The 25,895-nt window shown below is 67.9% G+C and carries 23 protein-coding genes and 2 pseudogenes; 11 read left to right on the top strand and 14 right to left on the bottom strand.

The features are described 5' to 3' along the window. Nucleotides 1-131: 131 nt before the first annotated feature. The 3 genes from ACLQ2V_RS13890 to ACLQ2V_RS13880 all read right to left on the bottom strand — a co-directional run bounded on the left by ACLQ2V_RS13890 (nucleotide 132) and on the right by ACLQ2V_RS13880 (nucleotide 3,279). Nucleotides 132-1,001, bottom strand: coding sequence for a carbohydrate ABC transporter permease (locus tag ACLQ2V_RS13890; protein WP_425718869.1), 870 nt, complete (start codon nucleotides 999-1,001; stop codon nucleotides 132-134). Further along, nucleotides 998-1,951 carry a carbohydrate ABC transporter permease gene (locus ACLQ2V_RS13885; RefSeq protein WP_425719205.1) on the bottom strand — a complete coding sequence of 318 codons (954 nt, stop codon included), beginning with the start codon at nucleotides 1,949-1,951 and terminating at the stop codon, nucleotides 998-1,000. Before ACLQ2V_RS13885 ends, ACLQ2V_RS13890 begins: the two co-directional genes overlap by 4 nt. Before the next feature lie 71 nt (nucleotides 1,952-2,022). Further along, complete coding sequence (locus ACLQ2V_RS13880; RefSeq protein WP_425718868.1) at nucleotides 2,023-3,279, bottom strand: ABC transporter substrate-binding protein; 1,257 nt, start codon at nucleotides 3,277-3,279, stop codon at nucleotides 2,023-2,025. 469 nt (nucleotides 3,280-3,748) lie between these two features. Here ACLQ2V_RS13880 and ACLQ2V_RS13875 point away from each other — a divergent pair. After that, nucleotides 3,749-4,012, top strand: a pseudogene (locus tag ACLQ2V_RS13875) (transposase); the annotation flags it as partial. On the opposite strand, the gene ACLQ2V_RS13870 reads toward ACLQ2V_RS13875, so the two are convergent. The 5 genes from ACLQ2V_RS13870 to ACLQ2V_RS13850 all read right to left on the bottom strand — a co-directional run bounded on the left by ACLQ2V_RS13870 (nucleotide 3,973) and on the right by ACLQ2V_RS13850 (nucleotide 10,111). Then, entirely contained in the window at nucleotides 3,973-4,386 is a 414-nt protein-coding gene (locus ACLQ2V_RS13870; protein ID WP_425718867.1) for a hypothetical protein, read from the bottom strand. The pseudogene ACLQ2V_RS13875 and the gene ACLQ2V_RS13870 sit on opposite strands and share 40 nt — an antisense overlap. A 359-nt stretch (nucleotides 4,387-4,745) precedes the next feature. Continuing rightward, nucleotides 4,746-5,699, bottom strand: a complete 954-nt coding sequence (locus ACLQ2V_RS13865) for an NADPH-dependent F420 reductase (RefSeq protein ID WP_425718866.1) — start codon at nucleotides 5,697-5,699, stop codon at nucleotides 4,746-4,748. A gap of 141 nt (nucleotides 5,700-5,840) precedes the next feature. Beyond that, nucleotides 5,841-8,465 (bottom strand): SGNH/GDSL hydrolase family protein, encoded by a 2,625-nt coding sequence (locus ACLQ2V_RS13860; RefSeq protein ID WP_425718865.1) that lies wholly within the window; start codon nucleotides 8,463-8,465, stop codon nucleotides 5,841-5,843. Between the two features lie 134 nt (nucleotides 8,466-8,599). Continuing rightward, nucleotides 8,600-8,836, bottom strand: a complete 237-nt coding sequence (locus tag ACLQ2V_RS13855; protein WP_425718864.1) for a helix-turn-helix domain-containing protein — start codon at nucleotides 8,834-8,836, stop codon at nucleotides 8,600-8,602. Nucleotides 8,837-9,673: 837 nt separating this feature from the next. Next, nucleotides 9,674-10,111 carry a hypothetical protein gene (locus ACLQ2V_RS13850; protein WP_425718863.1) on the bottom strand — a complete coding sequence of 146 codons (438 nt, stop codon included), beginning with the start codon at nucleotides 10,109-10,111 and terminating at the stop codon, nucleotides 9,674-9,676. A 296-nt stretch (nucleotides 10,112-10,407) separates the two neighbouring features. Between ACLQ2V_RS13850 and ACLQ2V_RS13845 the strand changes: the two genes are divergently transcribed. After that, complete coding sequence (locus ACLQ2V_RS13845; protein ID WP_425718862.1) at nucleotides 10,408-10,953, top strand: MarR family winged helix-turn-helix transcriptional regulator; 546 nt, start codon at nucleotides 10,408-10,410, stop codon at nucleotides 10,951-10,953. Nucleotides 10,954-11,107: 154 nt separating this feature from the next. On the opposite strand, the gene ACLQ2V_RS13840 is transcribed toward ACLQ2V_RS13845, so the two are convergent. After that, nucleotides 11,108-11,329 (bottom strand): hypothetical protein, encoded by a 222-nt coding sequence (locus tag ACLQ2V_RS13840; protein WP_425718861.1) that lies wholly within the window; start codon nucleotides 11,327-11,329, stop codon nucleotides 11,108-11,110. A gap of 39 nt (nucleotides 11,330-11,368) precedes the next feature. Between ACLQ2V_RS13840 and ACLQ2V_RS13835 the strand changes: the two genes are divergently transcribed. The 4 genes and pseudogenes from ACLQ2V_RS13835 (at nucleotide 11,369) to ACLQ2V_RS13820 (ending at nucleotide 13,004) form a co-directional block, all read left to right on the top strand. Next, the gene (locus ACLQ2V_RS13835) at nucleotides 11,369-11,497 is read left to right on the top strand and encodes a hypothetical protein (protein WP_425718860.1); all 129 of its coding nucleotides are present in this window, start codon (nucleotides 11,369-11,371) and stop codon (nucleotides 11,495-11,497) included. Further along, nucleotides 11,479-11,930 (top strand): annotated as a pseudogene (locus tag ACLQ2V_RS13830) (transposase); the annotation flags it as partial. The gene ACLQ2V_RS13835 and the pseudogene ACLQ2V_RS13830, both read left to right, overlap by 19 nt. A gap of 80 nt (nucleotides 11,931-12,010) precedes the next feature. Further along, complete coding sequence (locus tag ACLQ2V_RS13825) at nucleotides 12,011-12,289, top strand: transposase family protein (protein WP_425718859.1); 279 nt, start codon at nucleotides 12,011-12,013, stop codon at nucleotides 12,287-12,289. After that, nucleotides 12,234-13,004, top strand: coding sequence for a transposase (locus ACLQ2V_RS13820; protein ID WP_425718858.1), 771 nt, complete (start codon nucleotides 12,234-12,236; stop codon nucleotides 13,002-13,004). The genes ACLQ2V_RS13825 and ACLQ2V_RS13820 overlap by 56 nt, the downstream gene beginning before the upstream one ends. Here ACLQ2V_RS13820 and ACLQ2V_RS13815 read toward each other — a convergent pair. The 5 genes from ACLQ2V_RS13815 to ACLQ2V_RS13795 form a co-directional block, all read right to left on the bottom strand. Continuing rightward, nucleotides 12,977-13,903, bottom strand: a complete 927-nt coding sequence (locus tag ACLQ2V_RS13815) for an IS3 family transposase (protein ID WP_425718857.1) — start codon at nucleotides 13,901-13,903, stop codon at nucleotides 12,977-12,979. The genes ACLQ2V_RS13820 and ACLQ2V_RS13815 overlap by 28 nt on opposite strands. A gap of 51 nt (nucleotides 13,904-13,954) precedes the next feature. Next, the gene (locus tag ACLQ2V_RS13810) at nucleotides 13,955-15,079 is read right to left on the bottom strand and encodes an IS30 family transposase (protein ID WP_425718856.1); all 1,125 of its coding nucleotides are present in this window, start codon (nucleotides 15,077-15,079) and stop codon (nucleotides 13,955-13,957) included. Further along, nucleotides 15,030-15,416, bottom strand: coding sequence for a transposase (locus tag ACLQ2V_RS13805; RefSeq protein WP_425718855.1), 387 nt, complete (start codon nucleotides 15,414-15,416; stop codon nucleotides 15,030-15,032). Before ACLQ2V_RS13805 ends, ACLQ2V_RS13810 begins: the two co-directional genes overlap by 50 nt. A 133-nt stretch (nucleotides 15,417-15,549) precedes the next feature. Then, the gene (locus ACLQ2V_RS13800; RefSeq protein ID WP_425718854.1) at nucleotides 15,550-16,257 is read right to left on the bottom strand and encodes an SDR family oxidoreductase; all 708 of its coding nucleotides are present in this window, start codon (nucleotides 16,255-16,257) and stop codon (nucleotides 15,550-15,552) included. A gap of 2 nt (nucleotides 16,258-16,259) precedes the next feature. Further along, nucleotides 16,260-17,516 (bottom strand): transcriptional regulator, encoded by a 1,257-nt coding sequence (locus ACLQ2V_RS13795; protein ID WP_425718853.1) that lies wholly within the window; start codon nucleotides 17,514-17,516, stop codon nucleotides 16,260-16,262. A gap of 544 nt (nucleotides 17,517-18,060) precedes the next feature. Between ACLQ2V_RS13795 and ACLQ2V_RS13790 the strand changes: the two genes are divergently transcribed. The 5 genes from ACLQ2V_RS13790 (at nucleotide 18,061) to ACLQ2V_RS13770 (ending at nucleotide 25,857) form a co-directional block, all read left to right on the top strand. Continuing rightward, nucleotides 18,061-18,195 carry an FxLD family lanthipeptide gene (locus ACLQ2V_RS13790; RefSeq protein WP_425718852.1) on the top strand — a complete coding sequence of 45 codons (135 nt, stop codon included), beginning with the start codon at nucleotides 18,061-18,063 and terminating at the stop codon, nucleotides 18,193-18,195. 110 nt (nucleotides 18,196-18,305) lie between these two features. Continuing rightward, nucleotides 18,306-21,335: a lantibiotic dehydratase gene (locus ACLQ2V_RS13785; protein ID WP_425718851.1), complete on the top strand. Its 3,030-nt coding sequence runs from the start codon at nucleotides 18,306-18,308 to the stop codon at nucleotides 21,333-21,335. After that, nucleotides 21,332-22,594: a lanthionine synthetase C family protein gene (locus ACLQ2V_RS13780; RefSeq protein WP_425718850.1), complete on the top strand. Its 1,263-nt coding sequence runs from the start codon at nucleotides 21,332-21,334 to the stop codon at nucleotides 22,592-22,594. Before ACLQ2V_RS13785 ends, ACLQ2V_RS13780 begins: the two co-directional genes overlap by 4 nt. Nucleotides 22,595-22,608: 14 nt before the next feature. After that, nucleotides 22,609-24,693, top strand: coding sequence for a methyltransferase, FxLD system (gene fxlM, locus ACLQ2V_RS13775; protein ID WP_425718849.1), 2,085 nt, complete (start codon nucleotides 22,609-22,611; stop codon nucleotides 24,691-24,693). A gap of 129 nt (nucleotides 24,694-24,822) precedes the next feature. Then, nucleotides 24,823-25,857: a hypothetical protein gene (locus ACLQ2V_RS13770; protein ID WP_425718848.1), complete on the top strand. Its 1,035-nt coding sequence runs from the start codon at nucleotides 24,823-24,825 to the stop codon at nucleotides 25,855-25,857. Nucleotides 25,858-25,895 lie beyond the last annotated feature (38 nt).

Raw genomic sequence — 25,895 nt, 5'->3', positions numbered from 1 at the left:
TTGTCACACCGCCGCAGCGGCCGACGCGTTCGCGTCGGGCCCGCGCCGCACCGTGGCGGCGTACGGGAGCTCCCTGGCCGGGTGGCGACGGGCGCGCCGGAGCCGGCCGGACGACGGACCAGCACCGGAGCTCACCCCTTGAACGCGCCTTCCATGATTCCCTGCACCAGACGACGCCCGACGAAGACGAACAGCACCAACAGCGGAATGGTGGCCAGGAAGGAGCCGGACATGGCCAGGCCCAGATCGATGTCCCGGTTCTGCTGCAGTGCCTTGAGGGCGATCTGGACGGTGTAGTTCTCCGGCGACTTCAAGACGATGAACGGCCACAGGAAGTCGTTCCACGCGTAGACGAACGTGAACAGCCCCAGGACGTACGCCGCCGGGCGGACCAGCGGGAAGGCTATCCGCCAGAAGATCTGCCAGGTGGTCGCGCCGTCCACCCGCGCCGCCTGCATCAGCTCGTCGTCGATGGCGTTGCCGATGTGCTGGCGCATCCAGAAGATGCCGAACGCGCTGACCAGCCCGGGAACGATCACCGCTTGCAGGCTGTCCACCCAGTTCAACTGGGAGATGATCAGATACTGCGGTACCACGGCCAACTGCGCCGGCACCGTCATGGTCAGCACGACGATGAGGAACAGCGTGTTGCGGCCGGGGAAGGAGAGCTTGGCGAAGGCGAAGCCGGCCAACGCGCAGAGCACCGCCTGGCCCACGGCGATCGTGGTGGCGACGACAAGGCTGTTGAGCAGGGACTGCACGAACGGCACGATGGTGAAGACCAGCTCCGCCAGGTGCAGGAAGTTGCCGCCGGGTGTGATCGTCGGGGGGAGAGAGGTCGCGGTGGCGGAGTCCGTCGTCGCCACCACGAACATCCAGTAGAGCGGGAAGACGCTGACGAGCGCCATGAGGGTGAGCAGCGCGTACACCGCGATCGGGACGCGGTTGGCCTGGCGCCGCCTGGCCCGCCTGGGCGCGGCGGTCGAGGGTGCGGGCTTCATGGGCGCTCCGAACGGATACGGGTGGTCAGCAGGTAGTTGAGCCCGGAGAACACCACCACGATGACGAAGAGCGCGACGCCGATCGCCGCGCCGTAGCCGAAGTGGAACTGCCCGAAGGACTGCTCGTAGAGGTAGAGGGTGACGGTCTGGCACTGCCGCGCCGCCCCGCACGTGAGGCCGGTCACCGGGTTGGCCAGCAGCGGCTCGGTGAAGACCTGCAGCCCGCCGATGGTCGACGTCACGACGGTGAACGCGATGATCGGCCGTAACGAGGGGATGCTGATGTGCAGGAACTGTCTCCAGCCGTTCGCGCCGTCGACGGCGGCGGCCTCGTACAGTTCCCGGGGAACCGCCTGCAGCGCGGCGAGGTAGAGCAGTGTGTTGTATCCGGTCCAGCGCCAGGCGATCATCGTGGCGATCATGATGTGGCTGCCCCACAGCGACGCCGTGAAGTCGATGTGGTCGAAGCCCAGCAACCCGAGGAACCAGTTGATCATGCCGTAGTCCCGGTCGAACATCTGGGCGAAGACGATCGTCGTGGCCGCCACCGAGGTGACATAGGGAACGAGCACCGACATCCGGAACAACGCGGCCAGGCGCAGCCGCGCGTGGTTGAGCAGGTGTGCCAGGCCGAGCGCCAGGAGCAACTGCGGCACCGTCGACAGCACCCAGATGCTGAACGTGTTCCGCAGCGCCCCCCAGAAGCGCGGATCGTGCAGGAGTTCGTAGAAGTTGTCCAGCCCCACGAAACGGTGCTCGCCGATGGGATCCCAGTCGAACAGGGAGATGTAGAAGGTGAACAGCAACGGGAAGAGGCCGAAGATCAGGAAGAGCACGAAGAACGGCGAGATGTAGGCGTACGGCGCCAGGGACTCCCGTACGCCCTGCCGGATCCGCCGCTTGCGATCGGGCCCGCGGGCGTGCGGTAAGGCCGTGGCCGGGCCGAGCATGGTGGTCAAAGCGTCACCTTCCCGATGCGCGGCGGCCGGGCCGGACCCGGCCGCCGCTCATCAGCCCTCCGTCATTCGCGTACGGCGTTCTTGACATTCGTCAGCGCGGTCTCCCAGGCGTTCGCCGGGGCCACCTTGCCCTGCTCGACGCTGGTGAGCGTGTTGAGGAACTCGGTGCCGATGGGGCCGTCCTGCGGACCGAAGTAGAAAGGCTTGATCCCCAGCACCGACTGGGTGTAGATCTTGCCGATCGGTGCGTTGCTGAAGAACGGGTCGGTCTTCCCGACCAACTGCGGGTCCGTGTAGACCGACGGAGCGGTGGGCAGCGACCCCGCCGTCAGGAAGTGCTCCAGCTGGCCCTTCGGCGACTGCGTCTCGGAGATGTAGTTCCACGCCGCCTTCGCATTCTTGGCGCGCTTGGGGATGGCGAGGAAGCTGCCACCCCAGTTCCCCGAGCCACCGGGAATGGTGGCGATGTCCCACTTACCGTTTGTCTCGGGAGCGTTCGTCTTCATCTGGCTGAGCATCCAGGACGGCGAGCACACCACCGCGTAGTCGCCCTTCTTCATGGCCGCGGTCCAGCCGGACGAGAACGTCCCCTGCTTGGCGGAGATGCCCGCGCCGAAGGCCCTCAGCGTCACGTCGAACGCCGCCTTGACCTGCTCGTTGTCGTAGTCCAGCTGGCGGTCGGCGGTGTAGTAGCGCTGGCTGCCCTGGTTGACCGCCTGGAAGAAGACGCTGGTCGGCGTGTTGTCCACGAACGGCTTGCCGGTCTTCTGCGCGTACGTCCTGCCGACGTTGATGAACTCGTCCCACGTCGGCCAGAGCTTGGCGACCTCGTCCCGGTCGGTGGGCAGGCCGGCCGCCTTGAACAGATCGGTACGGTACGCCACCGCCAAGCCGCCGACGTCGGTCGGCACACCGATGATCTTGCCGTCCTTGGTCGTCGACTGCGCCATCACCCAGTCGAGGTAGTTCCCCTTGATGTCGCCGGCGCCGCGCGTGGTGAGGTCGACGAAGTTGTCCGGGGACTGCATGAACTTCGGCAGGTCGTCGGCCTGGATCAGCACCAGGTCGGGCACCTTGCCACCGGCCAGCGCGGCGGTGAGCGCCTGCGCGGTCTCGGTCGTGGTGCCCACCTCGGTGAGCTTGATGCGCATCTCCGGGTGCGCCTTGGTGTAGACGTCGACGTCGGCCTTCTGGTTGATGTTGGCAAACGACCAGAACTCGAAGGTGTTCGGGTCGGACTTGTCATCCGATCCGCCACAGCCGGCAAGGAGGAGCGCGGCGGTGGCGAAGACGGCGGCGGTGGTCCGGACGCGTTTCAACGGCCCTCCATCGGTGATCGTGAGCGGCGGCGGTCAGATGACCGCGGCCAATCAGGGCGACGGGTTCCACCAGCGCAGACGCGCAGGCGGAAGCCGACGTGTGGCCGCACCGATGGGCCAGTCGTTGTCCCGCCGGTGAGCTGACCGACTTCGAAACTTATCGAGATATTTACATGCCACGATGCTGTGGGCTGACGCTACTCAGTGCCCCGTCATTCGTCAACAGCCTCGCTGCCAGCACAAGCGTCGGAGAGCAGGAGGGCTTTCCGATCGGGCGAGCGCCGAAAGTTTCGGAGCCGGCAGCGCGAGCCGGCGCGAAGGAGGCGACTGGCGGCCCACTCGTCCGCTCCGGCACAGCAGCCTGACGCCGACGATTCGGGCCGGCACGCTCGGTCCCCTGACCATGGTCTGATGGCCGTGGGGGGAAGTTGTCGTGGCAGCACCGAGGAAGTAACCCGACGAGCTACGTCAGCGCGCTGTGCGTTCGTACCGCGAGTCGGACCCGAAGCCGGTGATCCGGCGTTTGGCTGAGCAGCTCGGCGTGCATCACGAGGCGTTGAGGAACTGGATTCGCCAAGCCGAGGCTGACGCCGACGAGCGTCACGACCGGCCGAGCAGCGAGATGGCGCAGGAGAACCGCCGGCTGCGGAGGGCGCGAGTCGCGCCAACGCGTACACACCGGCGAGACGGTGGTCAGGAGAAGTACTTGAGGAATGCTGTCGTGTCGGCGTAGTAGGCGGACAGCCTGGCGATTTTGCCGTCGGCGAAGTCATACCGTTCGATAATCGATGTGCGCCAGCCGTCCGGATAGCCTTCGCGGGCGGAGAAGACGATCTCATAGTAGTGCAGCACGGTGTCACCGTTCTCGAAGAACTGTGATCCGCCGGTCACGAAACGGACACCGGTTCGCATCGCCATGTCGGCCGCGGCCATGCGCCACTGGTTCCAGCCGTTGATTCCAACGAGGCGGCCGAAAATACTGTCGGGTTCAGCCAGGACGGATTCATCAGTGATGTAATGCGGCAGCTTGGCGAGGAACGCCTGCTCGTCGAGCATCGTGGACTCGATGAAGGTGCTGTATTCCTGAACGAACTCGATGTTGCTCATCGGACTCACTTCGGGTCGGAGGAGTGGGGAAAGCGCCCCGGCCCACGCATCCGGCGAGCAGGGCTTCCGTACGGATACGGATCCAGAGGGCCTTTAGGCCCGGGTGCAGAGACGGTGCAGTTTTCAACAGGACGTTGTGGAGCTTGGTCGTGGAGTGGTCAGCTCCGTTGTGAAGTCCCGTACGTGTTCGAGGTCGTCGAGCACCCGCTCGCCCGAGATGCGCGCGCCGCTGCTCGCGGTCTGGATCACGATTGCCGGCTCGCGAAGAGCACCTGCCGAGACGATCACCGGAAAGCCTCACCGTGGATTCGTGCCCGACCCCTAACTCGAAAGGTGCCCAGCGAATTAGCAACCGCTGCTTATGCGGTCTCCAGTCCGGGTAGGTATCCGCCGGCCTTGCCGCGTACGGCGGTGTTGGTGAGTTTTCTGATCTGGTCGGCGGGGACCGGGACGCCGTGGTTGGTGAGGTGCCAGCGGAATTCCTCCTCCGGATCGAGGCCCTTGGGTGCCTCTCCGGCGAAGTAGGGCTGGACGTAGACCGGGGTGTTGGGTTCGCTGCGCCAACTGTCGGCGAGGGTGCCGATGTCGACGGCGTCGTAGCCCAGGGTGTCGAGCAGCGCAGCAACTTGTGCCTTGGCGGCGGTGTCGTCGCCGGCGATGGGAAGGGCGCTGCGGTCGGGCTCGCCTGCGGGCCGCGCTCGGTTGCCGAGGCTGATGTAGGTGATGCTGTTGAACGCCTTGACCACGCGAGAGTCGGCCAGGTGCTGCTGCACCAGTTGGCTTGAGGTCAGCCCGTTCGCGTCCAGTTCCGGTATGCGGCCGTCGCGTTGCGGGTAGTAGTTCATCGCGTCGATCACGGTCTTACCGGCCAGTGCCGCCGCCGGGAGTAAGCGGTAGCCGTTGAGCGGGATGGCAACCACGACGAGGTCACCATCGCGCGCGGCATCGGCGGGGGTGCCGGCATGAGCGTGCTCGCCGAGGTTGGTGACGAGGTCGGCGAGGGTGTCGGGGCCGCGGGTGTTGCTCAGGACGACGTCCAGGCCGGCGGCAACGGCCAGGTGGGCCACTGTGGTGCCGATCATGCCGGCGCCGATCAGTCCGAGGGTTGTGGTCATCGCGCCTTCCTCCGGTCGAAGCGTTCTTGCGGTGCTGATGCATCCGCCGGGATCACCATCGCCAAGCTGGCCGGCATCGCCTGGGCCGGTGGTGCGGAGTTCGTGGCTGCCGCTGGCATGGCCTTCGCCGGCGCGGAACGCGGGAAGATCGCGCAGAGCGAGGTCCTGCTCGGGATCATCCCCGGCGGCGGGGAACACAACTCCTGCTCGAGAAGGTGGGTCGTAACCGTGCGCTCGAGGTGGTGCTGGGAGCCGACCTGCTCGATTTCGGATGGCGATCCGGACGGTCCTGGCCCACGGGGCTGCCGCCGCCCGGGGCCAGGACCGTTGCGCTGCTGGTTAATGGCTGCCCGCCATGGCGGGTGCGGTTGGTCTGACGCCGGCGAGCATGTTCGTCGTGCCGTCCGGGTTCGTCCGGGCCGTGAACGGGCCGACCTTCTGGTCGCTGACCGGCGCGGACGCCCGGGCGGTGCCGCCCCCAGCGGGTGACATGCCAGCTGGACGTGGTGGGCGCACGCAGTTGGATTTGGGGGATTCGAGGGAGCCGTTGATCGCGGTCACGCAGAACTCGAAATTCCACGCGCCGGGGTACAGCCATTCCTCCCGGTGACTGGGCTCGTACATGATCCAGTCCGAGGAGTAGAAGATGCTGCCCGTTTCACTGGCGTTGCGCTTCCACAGGCGGTAGCCAGCCGCTCCGGGGGAGGCGTTCCAGTTCAGTTGTACGGTGGTGGGGTCGACGGTGGACACGCGCAGGTTCGTCGGCACCGGTGGGGTCTGGACGCCCGCGACGACGCTGCGGGCGCCGCCGGGCAGGCCGCCGCTGACGGCGTTCCAGGTGGCCACGGCGATCCGGTAGCGGTGGCCTTGCCGCAGGCCGCCGAGGTGTACCCGGGTGCCGCGGAACCCGTAGGACTGCAACAGGTCACCGGGCTGGTCCTCGTCGAAGATGATCAGCTCGTACCGGTCGATGGTGTCGGTGTACGGGCCGGTCGGTGGCCTGATCTCGACGTCGATGCCGGCACCGCTCGCGGCGGGGGTGCTGATGACCTCCAGTGGCGGCGGGGCTGTCTTCGGCCGGGCGATGGCGCCGACGATGCCGGACCATGGTCCCTTGACGGTGTCGCCGCCGCGGGTACGCACCTGGTATTCCCACTCGATGCCGTCCTTGGTCCAGGTGGTGTCGAGCCGGTTGTTCCAGACGCTGCCTTCCGTCCACGAGGACTGGCCCTTGATCCGCCACCGCACGTCGTAGCCGATGGCGCCGTAGACGGGATTCCAGGTGACGGTGACGCCGTAGTCGCTGGACGCGGCTCGCACGTTGGCGGGCGTCGGGGTGGGTCGTGCCGGGAACGGCGGCGGCGTCGTCGACGGGTTGATGCCGAAGCCGTACTTCTCGCGCAGGGTGCGGGAGATCGCCGAGGCGAGTTGGTATTCGCCCCAGTTGTTGGGGTGCAGGCCGTCGTAGGCGGCGGGGCAGTCGTCCGGCCGGCAGGTGTATCCGTTCTCCCAGTCGGCGATCTCGACCCGGGAGATGGCCTTGTTCAGCTGGGGACGTACGGTCGCGAGCAGCCGGTTGTAGTTGGTGGTCTTGGTGATCAGGTCGTCGCGCCAGCTGATCCGGCTGCGCTGTGGCACGTTGGCCACCACGAAGTCGACGCCGGGCTGGGCGGCGCGTGCCTCGTCGATGATGGTCGCGATGCTGTCCATCGTGCCGATCTCGTCGCTGACGAACCAGCCGAGATCGTTGAAGCCCAGAGCCAGCACGATCATGTCGGGCCGGTACGTGGCGACCTGCTGCCGGATCTCGTTCTTGACCTGCGCCGCCTGTCTGCCCCAGTGCGCGAAGTGGTCGGTGTCGAACGTGATCCCGGCCGCGTAGCCGCCGTTGACCCGGTGCTTCGCCGGAGCCTTCTCACCGATGAACAGCGGCGGCTGCGGTGGGCCGGGCGGGTCCTGGGTGAACGTGCCGTGGTATGGCCCCACGAAGTCCACCGGCATGTTGTTCTCCTGTAGCCACTGAGACAACCGGTACCGCCACGTGTAGTCGCCCTCCTGGCCCTGGCTGAGCGAGTCACCCACAACCATGATCTTGGCCGGCCGCACCGTGGTGCTCCCAACCCGTCGGAGACGATCGAGGAGGTTCGCCAACACGGTCGCCAAGTCCGAGTTGAACAGGTCCACGATCAGCGGCAGCGGGTTCGACCAGGCGCCCCACCGGGCGATGAAGTTGCGCATGGTCTGCTGGATGCTCGCCAGCACCGCAGGCGCCCTCGTCTGCACCCAGGCGGCCAGTTCCGGCAGAAACGCGCTGCCGATGGCACTCACAGCGGCGACCACCAGCGCCTCCATCCAGACCTCCCCGTCGCCCAGCGAGCGACCGTCGAACCAGGAGTTCATGAGGTCGGCGATGAGCCCGGCGAAGCCGCCGGCGACCCCAGTGCAGATCCGCGTGGCCAACAGAGCACCGGCATTGAACGCGGCCAGGCACAACCCCCACGCCACGCCAGCGACTGCAAGGCTGACCGTGGTGGCAATGAGCTTCTGCCACCAGTTGGCCGCGGCGCGTACCTCGCCGGCCGGCGCGACGATCACCATCGAGTTGTCGACGACCTGGATGGTGCCGTCGAACGTGACGTCCGGATCCAACCGGTAGATGTCGGTGTCGACCCGGTTCAATTCCTCGTCGAGCGACGCGCTGAGCGTGAGCCCTCGAGCCTGACCGGCGCGAACCCGGTCGATGGTCTCGGTCAGGAAGCGCTGAGTGTCGGCCGGTCGTTCCGAGGGGTTCAGGTCGATCGCGACAATCACGTCGGTGTCGCTGCGCGCCAACGTCCGCAACGTCCCCGCGTCGCGGGCGCAGCCCGAACGAATGCCGGCCGTACCCGCGGCGACCTGCTGTCTCGTGAAGTTGGAGCCGGCTGTCGCGCACGCGTCCGCCGCCAACGCCGGCGAGGCCTTCACCAGGGTCCCCGTCACGACCAGTACGGCCGCCACAGCGACCGTCAGCCATCGACGAGGTCTTCTCGTTGTCATGCCCCGATCATCGTCGGGATGGGAAGTTATTTCAAGCTTGAATCCAACACTGAAGAAATCGATTATTGGACTTGCCGGGCGCCCCGGTACGCGCCGGGCGTCATGCCGTACTCGTGGCGGAACGCACCGGCCAGCGCCGACTCGGCCGCGTAACCGGTCCGCCGAGCGATCGCCACCAGCGGGGCGTCGGACTCGTGGAGCAGCCGGGCGGCACGGCGGAGGCGGTTCGTCATCAGGTAGGCCGCAGGCGGCTGGCCGACGGCGGCGGTGAAGCGCCGGGTGAACGTGGCCCGGGACATGCCACCGCCCGGCTGAGTTCGGGCACCGTCCACCGGGCGCGAGGGCTGACGTCGATGGCCTGGAGCACGGCCGTGATCTGCGGATCGGGAGGCGTCAGCCAGTCCACCGCCTCGATCCACCGTCGAAGGGCTCCCGCGATCATGAGATCCAGCAGCGCGTATCGGCTCGCGTCGGTGACCTGCCGGGACGCCTGCTGATCGTCGAGGAACGCCGCCACCGAGTCGAACTCCCGGCCGTCGGTACCACGATCGGGTCGGGCAGGTTGGCCAGTTAGGGATGCACGTGCTGGCCGGCCGGCAGCCGGTACGCGCCGCAGATGAACTCGAAGTCGGCCGGAGGTGACGGGGGTTCCGCCGTGCCGAACTCGACCGGCACGAGACTCCGCAACGGCCGTGGCGCGACCGGCAGCAGGGGTTGAGGTAGCCGAGAATGGAGTGCCTGCGGCGGGTGTCGTACCACCCCTGGGGTCCAGTCGAGGATCGCCGCGTGGCGGCGGCGTGGGTGGGCCAGGCTCGGTGGCCGAGTAGCTCGGTCTTGATAGTGGCGATGAGAGGATTCGGTGACGGCGTTGTCCCAGCCTGACCCCGCCGTCGACCGACAGGCGGGCCTGGTGCCGATCGGATGCTCCTATGGATGTCAAGGGGTGTTGAGGGCGGTGTAGTCGGCGAGGAGGGCGGCGTGGACTTCGCGGACGACGTCCCTCGGTCGACGTGCACGACGTGCGGGACGCCATGGACGCCGAACACCTCGCGCATCATCGACTCGGCAAGAGGGCCGGACTCACGGGCGTGCACACGGGCACCAACGATGCACCGGAAGTAGATATCGATGATCACTTAGGCGTCGTAGTAGACGCCCTTCGCCGGGCCGGCCAGTTTGGTTATGTCCCAGGTGTAGACCTGCCACGGCGCGTCAGCGACCAGCTCGGGGCGCCAGCGGGCCGGGTGCCGGGCCAGCCGGCGACGCTCGCGCACCTGCGCGTGCTCGCGCAGGACCCGATACATGGTGGCGATCGACCCGACGTACACGCCCTGGTCCAGCAGCGCCGCGTAGATCTGCGCCGGGGCCGCGTCGACGAACTCCAGACTGTTCAACAGGCACAGAACCTGCTCGCGTTCGGCCGGGGTCAGCGCGTTCGCCGGCGCTCGCCGCACCGGCGCCGCCGGTGTCGGCCGCCGCCGGTCGCGCTCAGCGCTGGACCGGGCGATCCCGGTCAGCCGCTTCGCGTCCCGCGTCGTGCTCGCAGCCCCTGTCAGCACCTGGTAGGCGACCATCAGCGCCTGCCGAGCCCGACACGTCCGGACCGTCCGACTCGCTCCTGGAGATGTCCTCCAAGATCTCGCGCGCTTTTCCCATGATCGTCAACGCCGTCCCGGTCCGCGCCAGCCTCGCCTGCGCCAACTCCGGATCACGGCGCAACCGCGCGATCTCGACCTGCTCCGCCGACGGCCTCCCGACCGTCTCCCCAGCCGGCTTGCCCTGCAACAGACCCGCGTCCCGAGCCCGACGCCACTCCTCTGAGCTGGGATGTCCGTCTAACCAGGGCCTGCCAGTGGGTAAGATCGGCCACGTGAAGCGCCCGGAAGAACCCCGTTGGCTGTTACCTGAGGAGCTTGACGCCTGGGTCTCTCTGTCATGGCTGATGATCAGGTTGCCGGGCGAGATCGACGGCCAGCTTCAAAGAGACAGCGGCATGTCGTTCTTCGAGTATCTGGTCCTGTCAGCCCTGTCCATGTCACCCGGCCGGTGCCTGCGGATGAGCGAGCTGGCCCAGCACGTGAACGGCTCCGTCACGCGTCTGTCCAACGTGGCCAAGCGCTTGGAGGAGCGCGGCTGGATACGCCGGGCGCCGTCCGCCGACAACGGCCGCTACATCGAGGCCACCCTGACCGACGCAGGCATGACCGTGGTGGAGCAGGCTGCACCTGGCCACGTCGAAGCCGTCCGGCGGTACGTCTTCGATGCGCTGCGTCCTGACCAGGTCACCGCGCTGCGCGACATCGGCCGCCAGATCGCTGGCCAGGTCGGCGGCAGTCGTAGCGGAATGCCGCGTTCCGGACCCGCCCGTGACAAGACCGACCGGTCGAGGATGTCCCCGGTCACCGACGCGCTGTAAGCGGCGCTCCGGAAGCTGCAATCGTACTCCGCCCGGAGGCCAGGTCACGCAACTCGACCAGGGCCGCCTCCGCGTCGGTGGGCGTTGACCACCAGATCGCGCGTGTGCGGATCGGCGGCGGTCTCCGCGAGCCACTCCTTGGCCGCGCCCACTCTTATCGCCAAGGCCACGAGCTGGGCCTGCGTACCGTCGTGGAGAGTTCGATGCGGCGTAGCGCCTCGGTGGAGTCCCGCACCGCGAAGGCGCGGCTTTGCTCCAGCTCACGGACCCGCTCGCGCAGCAGCCCAGGGCCCAGCAGCAGGGCGATGATCCAGCGCTCCGGCACGAGCATCAGGCGCAGCACCCCGGCGGCGGCGATCAGCAGGACGGACTGCACAAATAATGGCTGATCGACCGATCAAGGGAGAGACGCCAGATGACGACCGAGACCACCGTGGGACAGCCGGCCGCCGGGCCGGCGGGTGCGGTCACGGATGAGCAGTTGATCGCGATGCTGGTCGATCGGGCTCGTGGCGACGGGCTGCAGGACTGTTGCAGCAGCTGACCAAGCGGGTCCTGGAGTCGGCGCTGGATGGTGAGATCACCGATCACGTCGGCTATGACAAGCACGACCGGGCCGGTCGGGGCAGCGGGAACAGGCGTAACGGCAGCCGGACCAAGACCGTGTTGCCCGATGTCGGCCCGGTCGAGGTCCGGGTCCCTCGGGACGCGGCGGGGACGTTCGAGCAGCAGATCGTACGCAAGCGGCAGCGCCGCCTGTCCGGGGTCGACGACATGGTGCTGTCGTTGTCGGCCAAGGGTTTGACGCACGGGGAGATCGCCGCGCATCTGGCCGAGGTGTATGGGGCTGAGGTGTCGAAGCGGACCATTTCCACCAGCACCGACAAGGTCATGGACGGCATGGCCAAGTGGTAGAACCGGCCCTCGACAGGGTGTATCCGGTGGTGTTCGTCGACGCCATCAACGTCAAGATCCGGGCTCTGTCGCCGATCTTGTGATGTGGACAGGTCCGTCGCCAGCTCGGTGCCTTCGTTGATCATGTTCGGCGTGTTCGCTTGTGGAGCAGTTACTGCCGCACCTCTCGCTTCTGTCCATCGGGACGGTTGAGCAGCGTGACGGCGTCGTGGTGCTGTCCGTGCGGGTCCGGGCAGAGACCGCGCGGTGTGGTCGGTGCCAGCAGCGGTCAGCCCGGGTTCACGGCCGGTATCAGCGCCGGTTGCGAGATGTCGCGATCGCCGGGACGGCATTGCTGCTTGAAGTGCGGATCCGCGGACGACACCATGCCCGCCGAGGTGCAGCCGCTACCCGAGAAGAAGATCGTGACCCGCCTGCGTGAACACCACGCCGCCGTTCACCAACTGGCCGCACAGGGACTGAACAAGTCCGCCATCGGCCGCAAGCTCGGCCTGCACCAGGCCACAGTCCGCAAATACCTCAACGCGGCCGGCTTCACCGAGTTGACCGCCGTCACCGAGCAACGCACGCACCTGATCGACGACCACGTCGCCTACCTGCACCAGCGCTGGAACGAAGGGCAACGCAACGCCACGCAGCTGTTCCGAGAGAGCAAACAGCAGGGTTATCCCGGCGGAGAACTGGCCGTCCAGCGTTACCTACGCCGCTTCCGCACAGGCCTCGGCCACGCCCCCCACCCCGGCCCGAAACCGCCAACGGTGCGTCAAGTCACCTCGTGGATCATGACTCACCCCGACCATCTCGACTTCCGCGACGCGACCAAGCTGCGCGAGCTGCGCAGCCAGGATCGGGACATCAACCGACTGGTCAAACACGTGCGAGACTTCGCGGTCATGATGACCGGCCGCCACGGCGACCGCCTCGACGCGTGGATCACCACGGTCGAAGTCGACACCCTCACGCCGCTGGCCGGGTTCGCCCGCAACCTGCGCCGCGACTTCGACGCCGTCCGCAACGGCCTGACCCTGCCGCACAGCTCCGGCGCGGTCGAAGGCAATATCAACCGCCTCAAGAATGATGAGGTTCCCCCGGTTTGCCGGAGGGTTGTTTACCTGGCGCCGGTTGGCTCAGGTTGAACGATAGCTGTCTCGGTCTGTTGGGCCTGGTGGGTGTGCCAGGCGGTTTCGTACTCGTCTGGGGATCGCCAGCCGAGGTCCTTTTGGATGCGGCGGGTATTGTACCAGCCGTCGATGTAGCCGAAGATCGCGTTCTCGGCCTCGTCGCGGGTGCGCCACGAGTTGCGGTAGACCAGTTCAATCTTTAACGTCGACCAGAAGTTTTCCATCAGGGCGTTGTCGTAGCTGTCGCCGACCGAGCCCATCGAGGGCAGGATGCCGTTGTCGGCCAGGCGTTGGGCGAAGCGGAACGAGGTGTAGTTCGAGCCGCGGTCTGAGTGGTGGGTCAGTTGGCCGTCGCGGACGTCGCGGGACCAGATGCCGTATTCCAGGGCGCCGAGGATCAGGTCGGTGTCGCAGCGGTCGGAGCAACGCCAGCCCACAATGCGGTTGGAGAACACGTCTCGCACGGCGGCGAGCCAGAACACGCCCTCACCGCAGGGGATGCGGGTGGCGTCGGCGACCCACAACCGGTTCGGCGCGGCAGCGGTGAACTGCCGGTTGACCAGATCCGGTGCCGGTGTCGCCTTCGGGTTCGACCGGGTGGAGGGGATGCGCCACTTCTTGCGCAGGAACGCGCCCTGCAGGCCGGCGTCGCGCATCAGCCGCTCCACCCGCTTGCGGCCCACCTGCCGGCCTTGGCGGCGCAACATGGCGTGCACCCGCGGACTGCCGTAGGTGCCGCCGGAGACGTCGTGGACTTCCGCGATCTCCACGGCCAGTTCCTCATCCTGCCGGCGTCGGGCAGACGGGTTGGCTGCCTGGGCACGCCACCCGTAGTAGGTGGAGACGGCCACGCCGATGACCCGGAGGATGGGCTCGACCCCGAAGCGGTCTTTCAGCTCGTCGACGAGCGTCACGACCGTCGCCGGGTCGGGTCGAGTTCCGAGGCGAAAAAAGCCGACTTAGATTCAAACAGTCAAGGCAACACACTGGGCCGGAGTTCGGTAGCCGAGACACTTGCGGGGCCGGTTGTTCAGCCGGGCGGCCAGGGCATCGAGATCGATTTGGGTGTGTAGGCCCAGATCGGTGCCCTTCGGGAGGTACTGCCGGATCAGCTTGTTGGTGTTCTCGTTGGTTCCCCGCTGCCAGGGGCTGCGCGGTGCGGCGAAGAAGACATCGACTCCGGTGGCGTCGGTGAGTAGCCGATGGCCGGCGAGTTCCATGCCGCGGTCCCAGGTCAGAGTGCTGAGATGGCGGGGATCCATCAGCGAGAACGCCTGCTGCAGGGCGGGGATGACCGTTGCGGTGTGACGGCTGGGCAGCGCGACCATGGTCAGATAGCGCGACGTGCGGTCGACCAGGGTCGCGACCTGGCTGTTCTTGGCTCCGATGATGAGATCGCCTTCGAGGTGGCCGAGTTCGGTCCGCGCGTCGGCTGCGGCAGGTCGCTCTTCGATGGGCCGTGCTCCGGTGATCTGGGAGCGCCACTGGCCCTTGACCGTGTTCTTCTGGTTCTTGCGGATGGGACGGCCCGTGCGCAGCTTGGCGCACAACTCACGCGGGATCATCTTCCACCGGGTCGTGTAGATCGCCCGGTAGATGCTCTCGTGGCTGATCCGCATGAGCGGGTTGTCGGCGTGCACCAACCGCAGATGCCCCACGATCTGCTCCGGGGACCACTCCGTCTCCAGCAGCTCGATCACCAGCTGACGCAGCACCACGTTGTCCTGCAGGGCGGACGGTTTCGGGCGACCCGCCTGCTCACGGGCGCGTTGCTCAGCAGCGAACGCACGGTACTTCAACCGACCGCCGTTGCGAGAGACCTCCCTGCTCACCGTCGACGGCGGACGGCCGATGGACAGGGCGATCGAACGCATGGAGGCGCCAGCCTCGAGACCACGAGAGATCGATTCCCGGTCCTCAGGGGTCAGCCGATCCGCCCGACGCATCCGCTCGGCGGGAGCGATGCCGCCGTGGTGCTTCAACACCGTGAAGACCGAACCGGGCGGCTTGCCGAGCGCCCGCGAGATCACACTGATGGACTCACCGGCACGCCAGCGCCGCCACAAGTCTTCTTTCATCGCGTCCGGCATTCCCGGCCGACCCATCCGAGCCATGATCCACCCATCCACCAGCAGTGTTGCGTTGATCGTCTGAATCTAAGGAGGCGGCTTTCAATATCTCGTTGGCCCGCTTCAGTTCGGCGTTCTCCCGCCGCAACCGGCGCAGCTCCTCCACCTCCGAGGTGGTGGGCCGGTATCCGCGCTGGCCGCGGTCGGCTTCGTCCTGGCGGATCCAGTTGCGCAACGCTTCGTGATGCACCCCAAGCTGGCGGGCCAGTTGGCGGATCACGGGCTTCGGGTCCGACTCCCGGTACAAGCGCACCGCACGTTCACGCAGCTCATCGGGATACTTCTTCGGTGGTGCCACGGATGACTCCCTTCAGCTCCATCAGAGCATGATCGAAAGCCTCCGAGCTACCGGGGGAACCTCACCCGCAGCCGCAAGGATCTGCCCCGGTCGAAGAGTTCGAACGGTGCAACGCTACTTCTGGCGACTTCTTCTACCAGTCGATCGGCTTGCGGTCGGCGAACAGGCCACCGGTCGGTCCCTTTGGCGGCAGGGTGGCGAGCCACACCGGCGTGTCCGCGCCTTCCTCCGGGGTACGGTCGGTTTCGCCGTACGCCATCCGCGTGTTCATGCGTCCCGGTGAGCATGCGTTGACCAGGATGTCGGTGCCGGCCAGCTCGGCCGCGAGAACCCGGGTCAGCGCGTTGAGGGCTGCCTTGGACACCCGGTAGGAGACGTTCGTGTCACCCATGGTGGCCAGCGAGGCGAGGTGGCTGCTGATGTTGACGATGCGGCCGTAGCCGTTCTTCTTCATCTCCGGTATGGCGGCGGCGCAGCAGCGCCATGCGCCCACCAGGTTGGTGTCCAGGGCGCTGCGGATCCGCTCGAAGTCGGGACTGGCCGCCAACTGGCCTCGGTCGATCGCGATGCCGGCATTGTTTACCAGCACATCCAACCGGCCGTGTCGCTTGGCGGTGTCGGCGATGGCGCGCGCCACGCTGGCCGGGTCGTTGACGTCGAGTTGTTGGCTGCTGGCGGCTAGTCCGTCCTTCAGCAGTTCGGACACTACGCGGTCGACGGAATACTCGTTCCGGCCCGCCAGCACCACGTGCAAGCCTTGCTCGGCCAGCTTGCGGGCGATGGCTGCGCCGAGCCCACGGTTGGCGCCGGTCACCACGGCGACCTTGATGTCGTCAGCCATGATCAGGCCCCCAGGGTGGCGAGCTGGTCGTCGAGTGCGCGAGCGCGCGGGTCGGTCTTGGCGAACGGTAGCCGCTGCCGTGCTCGAACGACGCGACGCATATTACGTTCCGATGGTGCTTCACGGATCAGCGGTATCGCCTCTGCGACGAGCGACGCGGCGTGGTCGGCGTTCCCGAGTTGCGCCTGCGCCGACGCGCGACGGATCACATACGTGGCACGATCTCGCACCTTGGTGGCTGGGACCAGCCGTAGCGTGTGACTGAGATACGTGTCGGCTTCTCTCGATCGGCCCAGATCCAGGTAGCAGGTCCCGACCTGGGCGTTGAACTCGGATTCGTCGAAGTACCCGAGGAACGCGGGCTCCGTGTCGGTCGACGTTACGCGATCGAACTCGACGGCGGCCTGCTTGAGGAGGCGTTCGCAGGCTGCGGCGTCGCCGATCGCTGCGTGAGCCCTGGCCTCCCGTAGCGCCAGCATCGCAGCAGCGCGTGGGGTGGCCCCTTCGGCACCCTCGTGGGCGCTGCGGGCGAGCTCCAATGCCTCTCGGGGGCGGCCGAAGTCGTAGCACCGCAGGCTCATCGATTTGAGAATGTTGGCTCCCAACAGGCGGTCGTCGGCGGCGTGTGCGGCGTGTAGCGCGGCAAGCCAGTAGCGCTGCGCCGCCGCGTGTAGGCCAGCATCGAACGACGCCCAGCCGGCCATCCGGCCGAGTTCTGCCGCCAGGGCGTATAGCCGCTGACCCACTGCGGCCGTGTAGGCGGATCGGTCGAGGACATCCACCACCATGCCGAGTTCGGCATGGATGAGGGTCCGGGCTCGGTCACCGCCTCGGGTCGCTTCCAGGAACCGCAGCCGCGGGAGGCCCTCCTCCATCCGTTCGACAAGGTCGGCGGTGATCCGGCCACCCCGCAGGACGGCAACGAGCTCTTGGGGTTCGATGGTCAGCCACGCTTCGGCGATGCCGGCTAGCGGCATGCCTGTGATCTTCATGAAGGCACGTCGGTCCACGTGCGCGTACTCCAATGCGTTGGCGAGTGCTTGTAGTCCGCCCGGCTGAGTCCATCCGAACGAGGTCGGGATCGGGTCACCGTCGGGGAGCCACTGGGGCCATGGCGCCTTCCGTACGCGATCTTGCGGAACGTCGAGTTCAGCGGCGAGAGCGAGCTGGCTTTCGATGTCGGGGACCACACCCCAGTGCTCCCACCGCCATGCCTTCTCCCTTCGGGCGGCCATGTTCCGGCTGTGCTTCGCGATCACGCCGACCACGTCTTGGTACGTCCAACCTCTCGCGGCGCGCACAACGCTAAGCGGGTGGATGAGCCGGTCCCGATCGGATGCCGGTAGCTGCGATGCCATCGCTGACCTCCTCGATGCATAAGCACTGTAATGCGCGCCCGCTTATCCGCTGCAGGTCAAGAACGGTGATCCGGCGAGAGACAACAGCGAGACTACGGCCCGGACCTGTTCAACCGCGTCACGGCGCGGTTGGCTGTGGTTGCCGGATCGCGTGACGGAGAAATCACCAAACGTGCGAAGGGTTACGGCGCTTCACAGCGGCGTCTCTGAGACTCCTGCTCGTCGTCGCTGCCAGGGAGGGCGTGGCGGCGGGCAGGACAAGCGTAAGGAGTTGCATCTTCTTCATGCGTACCACCGTGCACGTCAGCGTGCGGCACGCCACCTTTCACGACGCGCCGCCCGCCACCAGCACGCTCCTCAGCGCGCTGGTCAAACGCCCGATGTAGTGCGGGTAGCTGCGGGGGCTACCTGCCCACCCAACATCCCGGTCCCATTGGAGGTTGCCATGAACAGCCTGCTCGCCGTCAGCAACGACCCGTTCGATCTCGACGTGCAGATCGTCACGGAGGGTCCGGTCGCCGCCGCTCTGCTGGGCGACACGGACGACGGCTGCGACACCGCGAAGGGCAGCGACTGCTGACCGAACACCCCAGCTGGTTCCGGCAGGTGATCCCCATTCCTGCCGGAACCAGCACCCCAGCTCCAGCCACTTCGGCAGAGGAACAGGTCGTGACGAAAGGAGGGTGATCCATGTTCCGGTGGGTCGATGCGGCCACGATCCGCATTGCCGCTCACTCTTGGCCCGACGGCCCAGCGCCTTGGCCGGACCGGAGCGACGCCTCCGGTATCGCGGACTGGTTGCAAGCAGCCTGGCGCAAGGTCGGCCTGGCCGAGGCTATCTGGGCCGCCAGCCCCGAGTTCGCTGCTCGCGTAGAAGCGGTCCTCGCCACAGGAGATGCTGCTTCGGATCGAGGGTGGCGGATGGCGCTGGCACTGGCGCGGTACCTGGTCCGTGCGCAGCGACGTGCGACGCCCTTCGGGTTGTTCTCGGGGGTGGGGACCCTGCGGTTCGACACGGTGGCTGCGGTGGTGGCGACAGGGCGGCCGGCGATCCGGGTACGGCCGGACGCGAGTTGGCTCGCGTCCCTGATCGCGCGCCTTGAAGCTGAGCCCGACGTACGCCGCCGTGTGCCTGTGCAGGCGAACAACCTGGCGCTGGTGAACGGGCCTCGGATCGTCGTGGAGCGCCGGCCGCACGCCTCTGCAAGTGCGGAGTCGACCTCGGTGAAGAACACCGCAGCGGTACGGCTGGCGGTATCACTCGCCCGTGTCCCATTGCCGTTGGCTGATCTGGTCGACACGGTCGCTGCTGCGTTTCCAGGCTTCCCACGCGCGTCCGCTGAGGCGATGGTCGCTGGCCTGGTGGACCACGGCGTGTTGATCTCCGCTCTCCGACCACCGTCGACGTGCACAGACCCGATCAGGCATGTCCTGGACACCCTCGATGCGGCGTTCGACGGTGATCCAGAGGGACAGCAAGCCCTACGGGTCGAGCTGCGCTCGCTGCACGGCCGTCTCGGTGGTACAAGCGCAGGGAACGCGACGTACCTTCGTGGGCTCGCCGACCACATGCGCAGCGTGGCAACGGCCGCCCAGCCGCTCGCGGTGGATCTTCGGCTCGCGGATCAGGTCGCCCTGCCGGCGCAGGTCGCCGCCGAGATCGCCGCATCGGTGGAGGTGCTACGACGGCTGACGCCAGATCCGGCGGGGCGGCCAGAGTGGCGTGCGTACCGTGCCCGGTTCGTCGACCGCTACGGGCTGACGGCAGTGGTGCCGCTCGCTCAGCTGGTAGATCCGCTCGTCGGGTTGGGCTTCCCAGAACACTTCAGCACCGTGGCCGACGCGCCTGCGGCTCTGCTGTCCGGCCGCGATGAGCGCCTGTTCACAATGGCTCAGCAGGCGTTGATCGACGGTGCTCGTGAGGTGGTTCTCGATGACACGGCCGTCGAATGGCTTGCCGGTACTGGGCGAGTCACCGGGCCTGTCAGCCCTCACGTCGACGTCTCGGCCGAGGTCCGCGCGGTCTCGCTGGAGGCGCTGACACAGGGACGGTTCACTGTCGCGCTGACCGGCATGGGCCGCTCGGCGATGGCGACGAGCGGGCGCTTCCTCGACGGGCTGCCCTACGCCGATCGGGAGTTGATGTGCCGGGAGTTCGCCCGCCTTCCTGTCGCGGTGGCCGGGGCCATGCCGGCGCAGCTGAGCTTCCCGCCGCGCAAGCTGCACACCCAGAACGTGCTCAACTCTCGGCAGGTAGTTCCGTGGTTGGTCAGCCTGGCCGAGCACCGGGCCGTGGCCGAGAACGTGATTGGCCTCGACGACCTCGGTGTGACCGCCGGCCGCGACCGGCTGATGCTGGTGTCGATGTCGCGGCGGCGGGTGGTGGAGCCGACCGTGGCGCATGCCGCCGCTGTACACACGATGCCGCTGCTCGGCCGGTTTCTCCTGGAACTGCCGCGAGCCACGGACGCCCGGCTGAAGCCGTTCGACTGGGGTGCGGCTTCCTGCTTGCCGTTTCGACCCGCGCTGAAGTACGGCCGCGTCCTCCTGGTGGCGGCCCGGTGGCGTGTCGATCCGGCGTCCCTGCCCGGTGCGGACGCAGACGATGGCGCATGGTTGACCGCCTGGGAGGCGCTGCGGACGAGGCTGCGGCTGCCGGCATGGGTGCAGGTCGGCAACGGTGACCAGCGGCTTCGGCTCGACCTCGATCAGTCCATGGATCGTGCCCTACTGCGTGCCCACCTGAACACCAGCGCTGGACCGGTGACCGTGGTGGAGGCGGCGGGCCCGGAGGACTTCGGTTGGCTCTCCGGGCGCGTCCACGAGATCGTCGTGCCCGTCGCCTCGACGGTCTCGCCCGCTGCGGCGCCGGCCGCGGTTGCCGCGCGAGGAGCCTGGCCGCCGCCCGCTCCTCCGGAGCCGGTCATACCGGGTGCCGGTGGCCTGCTGTCCGCTTCGGTGGCCATCGAGCCTTCGACGATGGAGCTGGTCTTGACGCGAGGGCTGCCCGCACTGTTCGCCGACTGGCCCGAGCCGCCGCGGTGGTGGGTCGTCCGCATGCAACGCCCCAGCTCGCATCTTCGACTACGACTGCACACCGATGACTACGGCGACGCGGCGGTACGGGTCGGGCGGTGGGTCGCCGGGCTCCGACAGCAGCGCCTTGCCGGCGATTGGGCCCTGGACACCTACCATCCCGAGTCCGGCCGGTACGGCTGCGGCACCGCGCTGGCAGCGGCCGAAGAGTTGTTTGCCGCCGACTCCACCGCAGCCCTGGCGCAGCTGTTAGTGCAGCCCGAGTCTGGGATCGATCGGCGGGCACTGACCGCCCTGAGCATGGTCGACCTGGCCGCCTCGATGCTCGGCAGCCGCGCCGACGGATGCGAGTGGCTGGTGGCGCGCCCCGAGCAGACTGGGCAGGCACCGGTCCAGCGGGACGTGCTGCGCCAAGCGGTCACGCTCGACCCGAGCGAGCTTCCCGAGCCCATCCAGCAGGCGTGGCAGGAGCGCTCCAGGGTCGCAGCCCGGTACGCAGCCGAACTGTCCGCCGTTGCCGGCCCGCTCACTCCATCCTCGGTGCTCGCGTCGCTGATGCACCTGCACTTTGTTCGCGCTCTCGGCCCCGACGAAGACGCCGAACAGCTCACGTATCGGTTGGCCCGCCACGTGGCGCTGGCGGCGGTGCGCCGCCGGGTGCGCGCCGTAGGAGCGTCCCGATGACCGGAACACCGCTGACGACACCGTTGCTACGGGCGGCCGAAGCGATGGCCGCGAGTATCACCAACGCCCTGACCGAGCTGCCACCCCCGGATTTCGCAGCGGACGACTACGGGCCACGCAGCACCCGCTGGTACGCCCAGTCGCTGTCCCGGGGCGCCGCCGGGGTGGCACTCCTGCACGGGGTACGAGCGCAGACAGGACACGGCGGGTGGGAACCCGTCCACGCGTGGCTGCGACGCGCGACCGCTGACACGCTGAACAACGGCAGCGGAGCCGGACTCTGGTTCGGCGCACCTGCTGTCACCCACGCGCTGACCATGGCCATGCCACACGCCCGCCCGGCAGCCCTGGACACGCTTGATCACGCCCTCGACGAACTCGTGGAACGCCGCCTGGCCGATGCCACGGCACGCCTCGCGGCGCGTGCCCGGCCCTCGCTGTCGGAGTTCGATCTCGTACGCGGGCTGACCGGCCTGGGAGCCCACCTGCTGCGCCGCGCCCCGGACGGACCTCTGCTTCGGCGGGTGCTGGCGTACCTGGTGCGGCTCACCGAGCCAATTCACGCCCACGATGCCGCGGGCCGACTGGCCCCGGGTTGGTGGAGCGCAGACCCCGCCGGCCGCGAAGGTTCGGAGCCGGGCGGGCATGCCAACGTCGGCATGGCGCACGGCATCACCGGCCCGCTGGCTCTCCTGGCCCTGGCCATGCGGCAGAACATCCGGGTGCCGGGGCATGTGGAGGCGCTCCGCCGGATCTGCGCATGGCTCGACTGCTGGCAGCAGCCGGGCCCTGCGGGACCGTGGTGGCCGGAGAAGATCACCGTCGCGGAGTTACGCACCGGGAAGCCGTCCATTAGCGGACCGGCGCGGCCGTCCTGGTGCTACGGCACCCCCGGCATCGCCCGCGCCCAGCAGCTAGCCGGGATCGCCCTCGACGACCCTGCCCGGCAACAGGCGGCAGAAGAGGCCCTGACCCGCTGCCTGGCCGACCCCCTCCAGCTCAGCCGGATCGTCGATCCCTCGCTGTGCCACGGCTGGGCAGGACTTGCCGCCACGGCCTGGTACGCCGCCGCCGACGCCCGCACCACCAGCCTGCACAGCGATCTGCCCCACCTCATGCGCCTGCTGATTAAGCACGCCACGGACGCCACCCCGGCACGATCCGGCTTGATCGCAGGCCCCGCCGGAGTCGCCGTCACTCTGCACACCGTGGCGAGCGGCACCGACGTCCGCTGGGCCACCAGCCTGCTGATCAACTAGACGAGGAGAGCGTCGTGGATCTCGATTCCGAACCCGACACCGAGTTACCAGGCGTCGTGCCGGTGAGCCGATGGCGCCAGATCAACCTGACCTTCTCGGACTGGCAGGCCGCTGAGGAATTCGCCGCAGCGCGGCTCGCCCCTGAGCTCACCGCTGCGGAAGACCACCGCGCGATCACCGCCTTCTGGTTCATCCGTAAGAGCGAGACGTGGCGGCTGCGGCTCCTGCCCGGCGACCGGCTCGCCCAGGTCTACGCCCTCCTCGCCTCCATCACCGACGACGACCGCGTCTGCGGTGTCACCGAGCCCCTCTACCGGCCCGAGGCGTACGCCTTCGGCGGGGACCAGGCAATGACGATCGCCCACAGCCTCTTCCACGCCGACAGCCGCCACATCCTCGGCCATCTCGCCACCACCGGCGGCACCCATCGGCGTGAACTGGGCGTCCTGCTCGCCGTTCGCCTCATGCGCGCCGCCGGGCTGGAGTTCTCCGAGCAGGGCGACGTCTGGCGGCTTCTCGCCTCGCGCCGACACCAGCCGAACTCCCCAACGCCGACCCCACGGCTCATTGCGGCGGTGCAGCGCCTGCTCACCGCAGCCGACGACACGGCCGGAAGCCCTCTGACTATCACCCCGCAATGGCCAAGAGCCCACGAGCAGGCGGGCGCGGAACTGGGCTTCCTCGATTGGCGCGGGGCACTGACCCGCGACCTACGCGAGGTGCTGACCCACCACCTGCTGTTCCTGTTCAACCGGCTCGGCATCTCCGCCGCTGACACCTGGCTGCTCGCGACGGCGGCCGTGCACGTCACCTTCCACCGCCCGTTCGACACCCCATCCGGCTATCAACCCGCCGCCAAGATCGACAGTAGGGTCAACGCAGTGAACAATTCCCCCACCGAACCCGGAACGTCGAGTGCCGCAGCGCTCCACGAACACCTCGTCAGCACTCTCGAACAGCGCGGCCACATCCGCTCCGCCGCCATCGCTCACGCATTCCGTACGGTCCCCCGCGAGCAGTTCCTCCCCGGCGTCGACCTGGAAACCGTGTACACCCGCCGCCAGATCGTCACCAAACGGGACCCCAGCGGCGCCGCGTTGTCATCAGCGTCGAGCCCCAGCCTCGTCGCGGACATGCTCGAACAACTCGCCCCGCAACCCGGCCACCGCGTCCTGGAGATCGGCGCGGCCACCGGCATCAACGCCGCACTGCTCGCCGAGCTGACCAGCCCTGGCGGCACGGTCGTCACCATCGAACTCGACCAGGACCTCGCCGACGGCGCCCGCGCCGGCCTCGACCGCGCCGGCTACGACACCGTCGAGGTGATCTGCGGCGACGGCGCCCTCGGCGACCCCGATCACGCGCCCTACGACCGGATCATCGTCACCGCCGGAGCCTGGGACATCTCCGCCGCCTGGTGGGAACAACTCGCTGACCACGGCCGCATCGTCGTGCCCCTGCGCGTACACGAGAGCGGCCTGACCCGATGCTTCGCCTTCGACCGCACCGACCCCCACCAGTTGGTCAGCACCACGACGCCGCTGGTCTGCGGATTCGTCCCCATGCGCGGCACCGCCGAGCACACCGACCACCACGTACGCCTCGACACCGACGTGGTCCTCAAACTCGACTCCACCGACCAGCCCGACCGCGCCGCCCTCGCCAGCGCCCTGAGCCACCCCCGGCTCGAACGCTGGACCGGCATCCAGGTCAGCGACGCAGACCCCATCGGTCACCTCGACCTGTGGCTCCTCGCGCATGCCAACCAGCCGTTCGGCCGCCTCGGCGTCGGCGACACCGCCCGCACCAGCGGACTGGTCACCCCCGCCTACCGATGGGCCGGTGCCGCTATCTACCACGGCGGCACCATCGCCTACCTCGCCTTCCAGGACATGGGCAACGGCTACCACGAACTCGGCGCGATCGCCCACGGCCCGGACGCCAACACGCTCGCCAAAGACCTGACCAACCTGCTCGACCAATGGGACGAGGCAGGCCGCCCCAACCAGCCCACCGTCACCGCCCACCGCGCCGGAACCCGGCCCGCCCGGCGCGGCGACATCAGTCGATCCGACACCATCCTCGCGATCTCCTTCTAACCGCGTCCACGCCGGGGCGGTGCCCTGTCCCGCCCCGGCGCCCCAGGCACGAGCGCGGCTGAGACGTCACGCACGCCCTGGACGCGCCTCGTTGCCACCATGCGGCCTTCCGCAGCAGATGAGGACACTATGACTCCGTCTCTCGCCACCACCATCGCCGTCCGCTTCCCACTCGTCCCCCGCAAACAACCGCCCGCCAAACCACTGGACGCTCGGGTAGACCGGCTCGTCAGGCTCGCCGAGGCCGCACACCGCGAATGCGATCCGGACAAAGCGTCCATGGTGTTCAACGGAGCCGCCCTCGTCGCCTCCGACTGCGGAGACGCCAACCTTGCCCGCGCCTGGTGCCACCGCCACGCCAGCCTTTACCTGAGCCAAGCCCCGCTGGACGGCCACACGGCCCGCTTCGCTCTCGAACCAGTCGTCAATCTCGCCCGCCTGCGCATTCGTGAAGGCGACGGCGACGGCGCGTACCGCCTACTCGCCCACCTGTACGCGGCCGTCTTCGGCGGCACTCCCGCTGTTCTGGACGACCTGGAGATACAGCCTCGACAACTTCCCGCCGATCCCGGAGAACTAGATCAGATCGTCAGTTGGCTGCACAGCACACTGCTCTCCGACGGAACCCGCGCTCTCATACATGCCGGACGGTGGGACGACGCTGTGACCCATGTGCACCGATACGACGGAATCGGACCTACCCTCCTCGACGGAAGACAGGTCGCGGTCGTAGCCCACCTGCTGCGGGACGAAGGGCCATCAGCAGCGGCTGTCCTCGCGGCCACCGAGATCGAAACGCCGTGGGAGCAAGCTGTGCACAGGCTCCTCATGACCTGGCTGGAACTGGCTGCGGGTAGCACCCGCGTCGACCACGCTGGCCTCATCGATCGGGTGTCAGCCATACCACGAACCCCCGGGCTCACCGTGTTCCGCGTTCGCCTCGGACTGACGGCCTTGGACCTCGCCGTGGGCCTGCCAAAACATGTCGTAGACAGCCTGACCGAACGGCTGGTGGCAGACGCTATCCACGACGAGGACGCCAACGCGGCGCGCGACCTCATCAATCATCCGGCTGTCACATCCGAAAACCAAGGGACGCTGCGCCCTTTGATAGAGGCGAGCGGTTTAGTACTCCAGCAGGAGATCCGTTTCACGGTTCTGTGAGGGCTTGTCGGGCGTAGTGGCTGATCTTGGCTGCAGCT

Source organism: Micromonospora sp. DT233, from assembly GCF_049841815.1.
In the GTDB taxonomy this organism is placed as follows: Bacteria; Actinomycetota; Actinomycetes; order Mycobacteriales; family Micromonosporaceae; genus Micromonospora.
The sequence above is the reverse complement of the archived record's forward strand: the minus strand, read 5'-3'. Positions and strand labels throughout refer to the sequence as shown.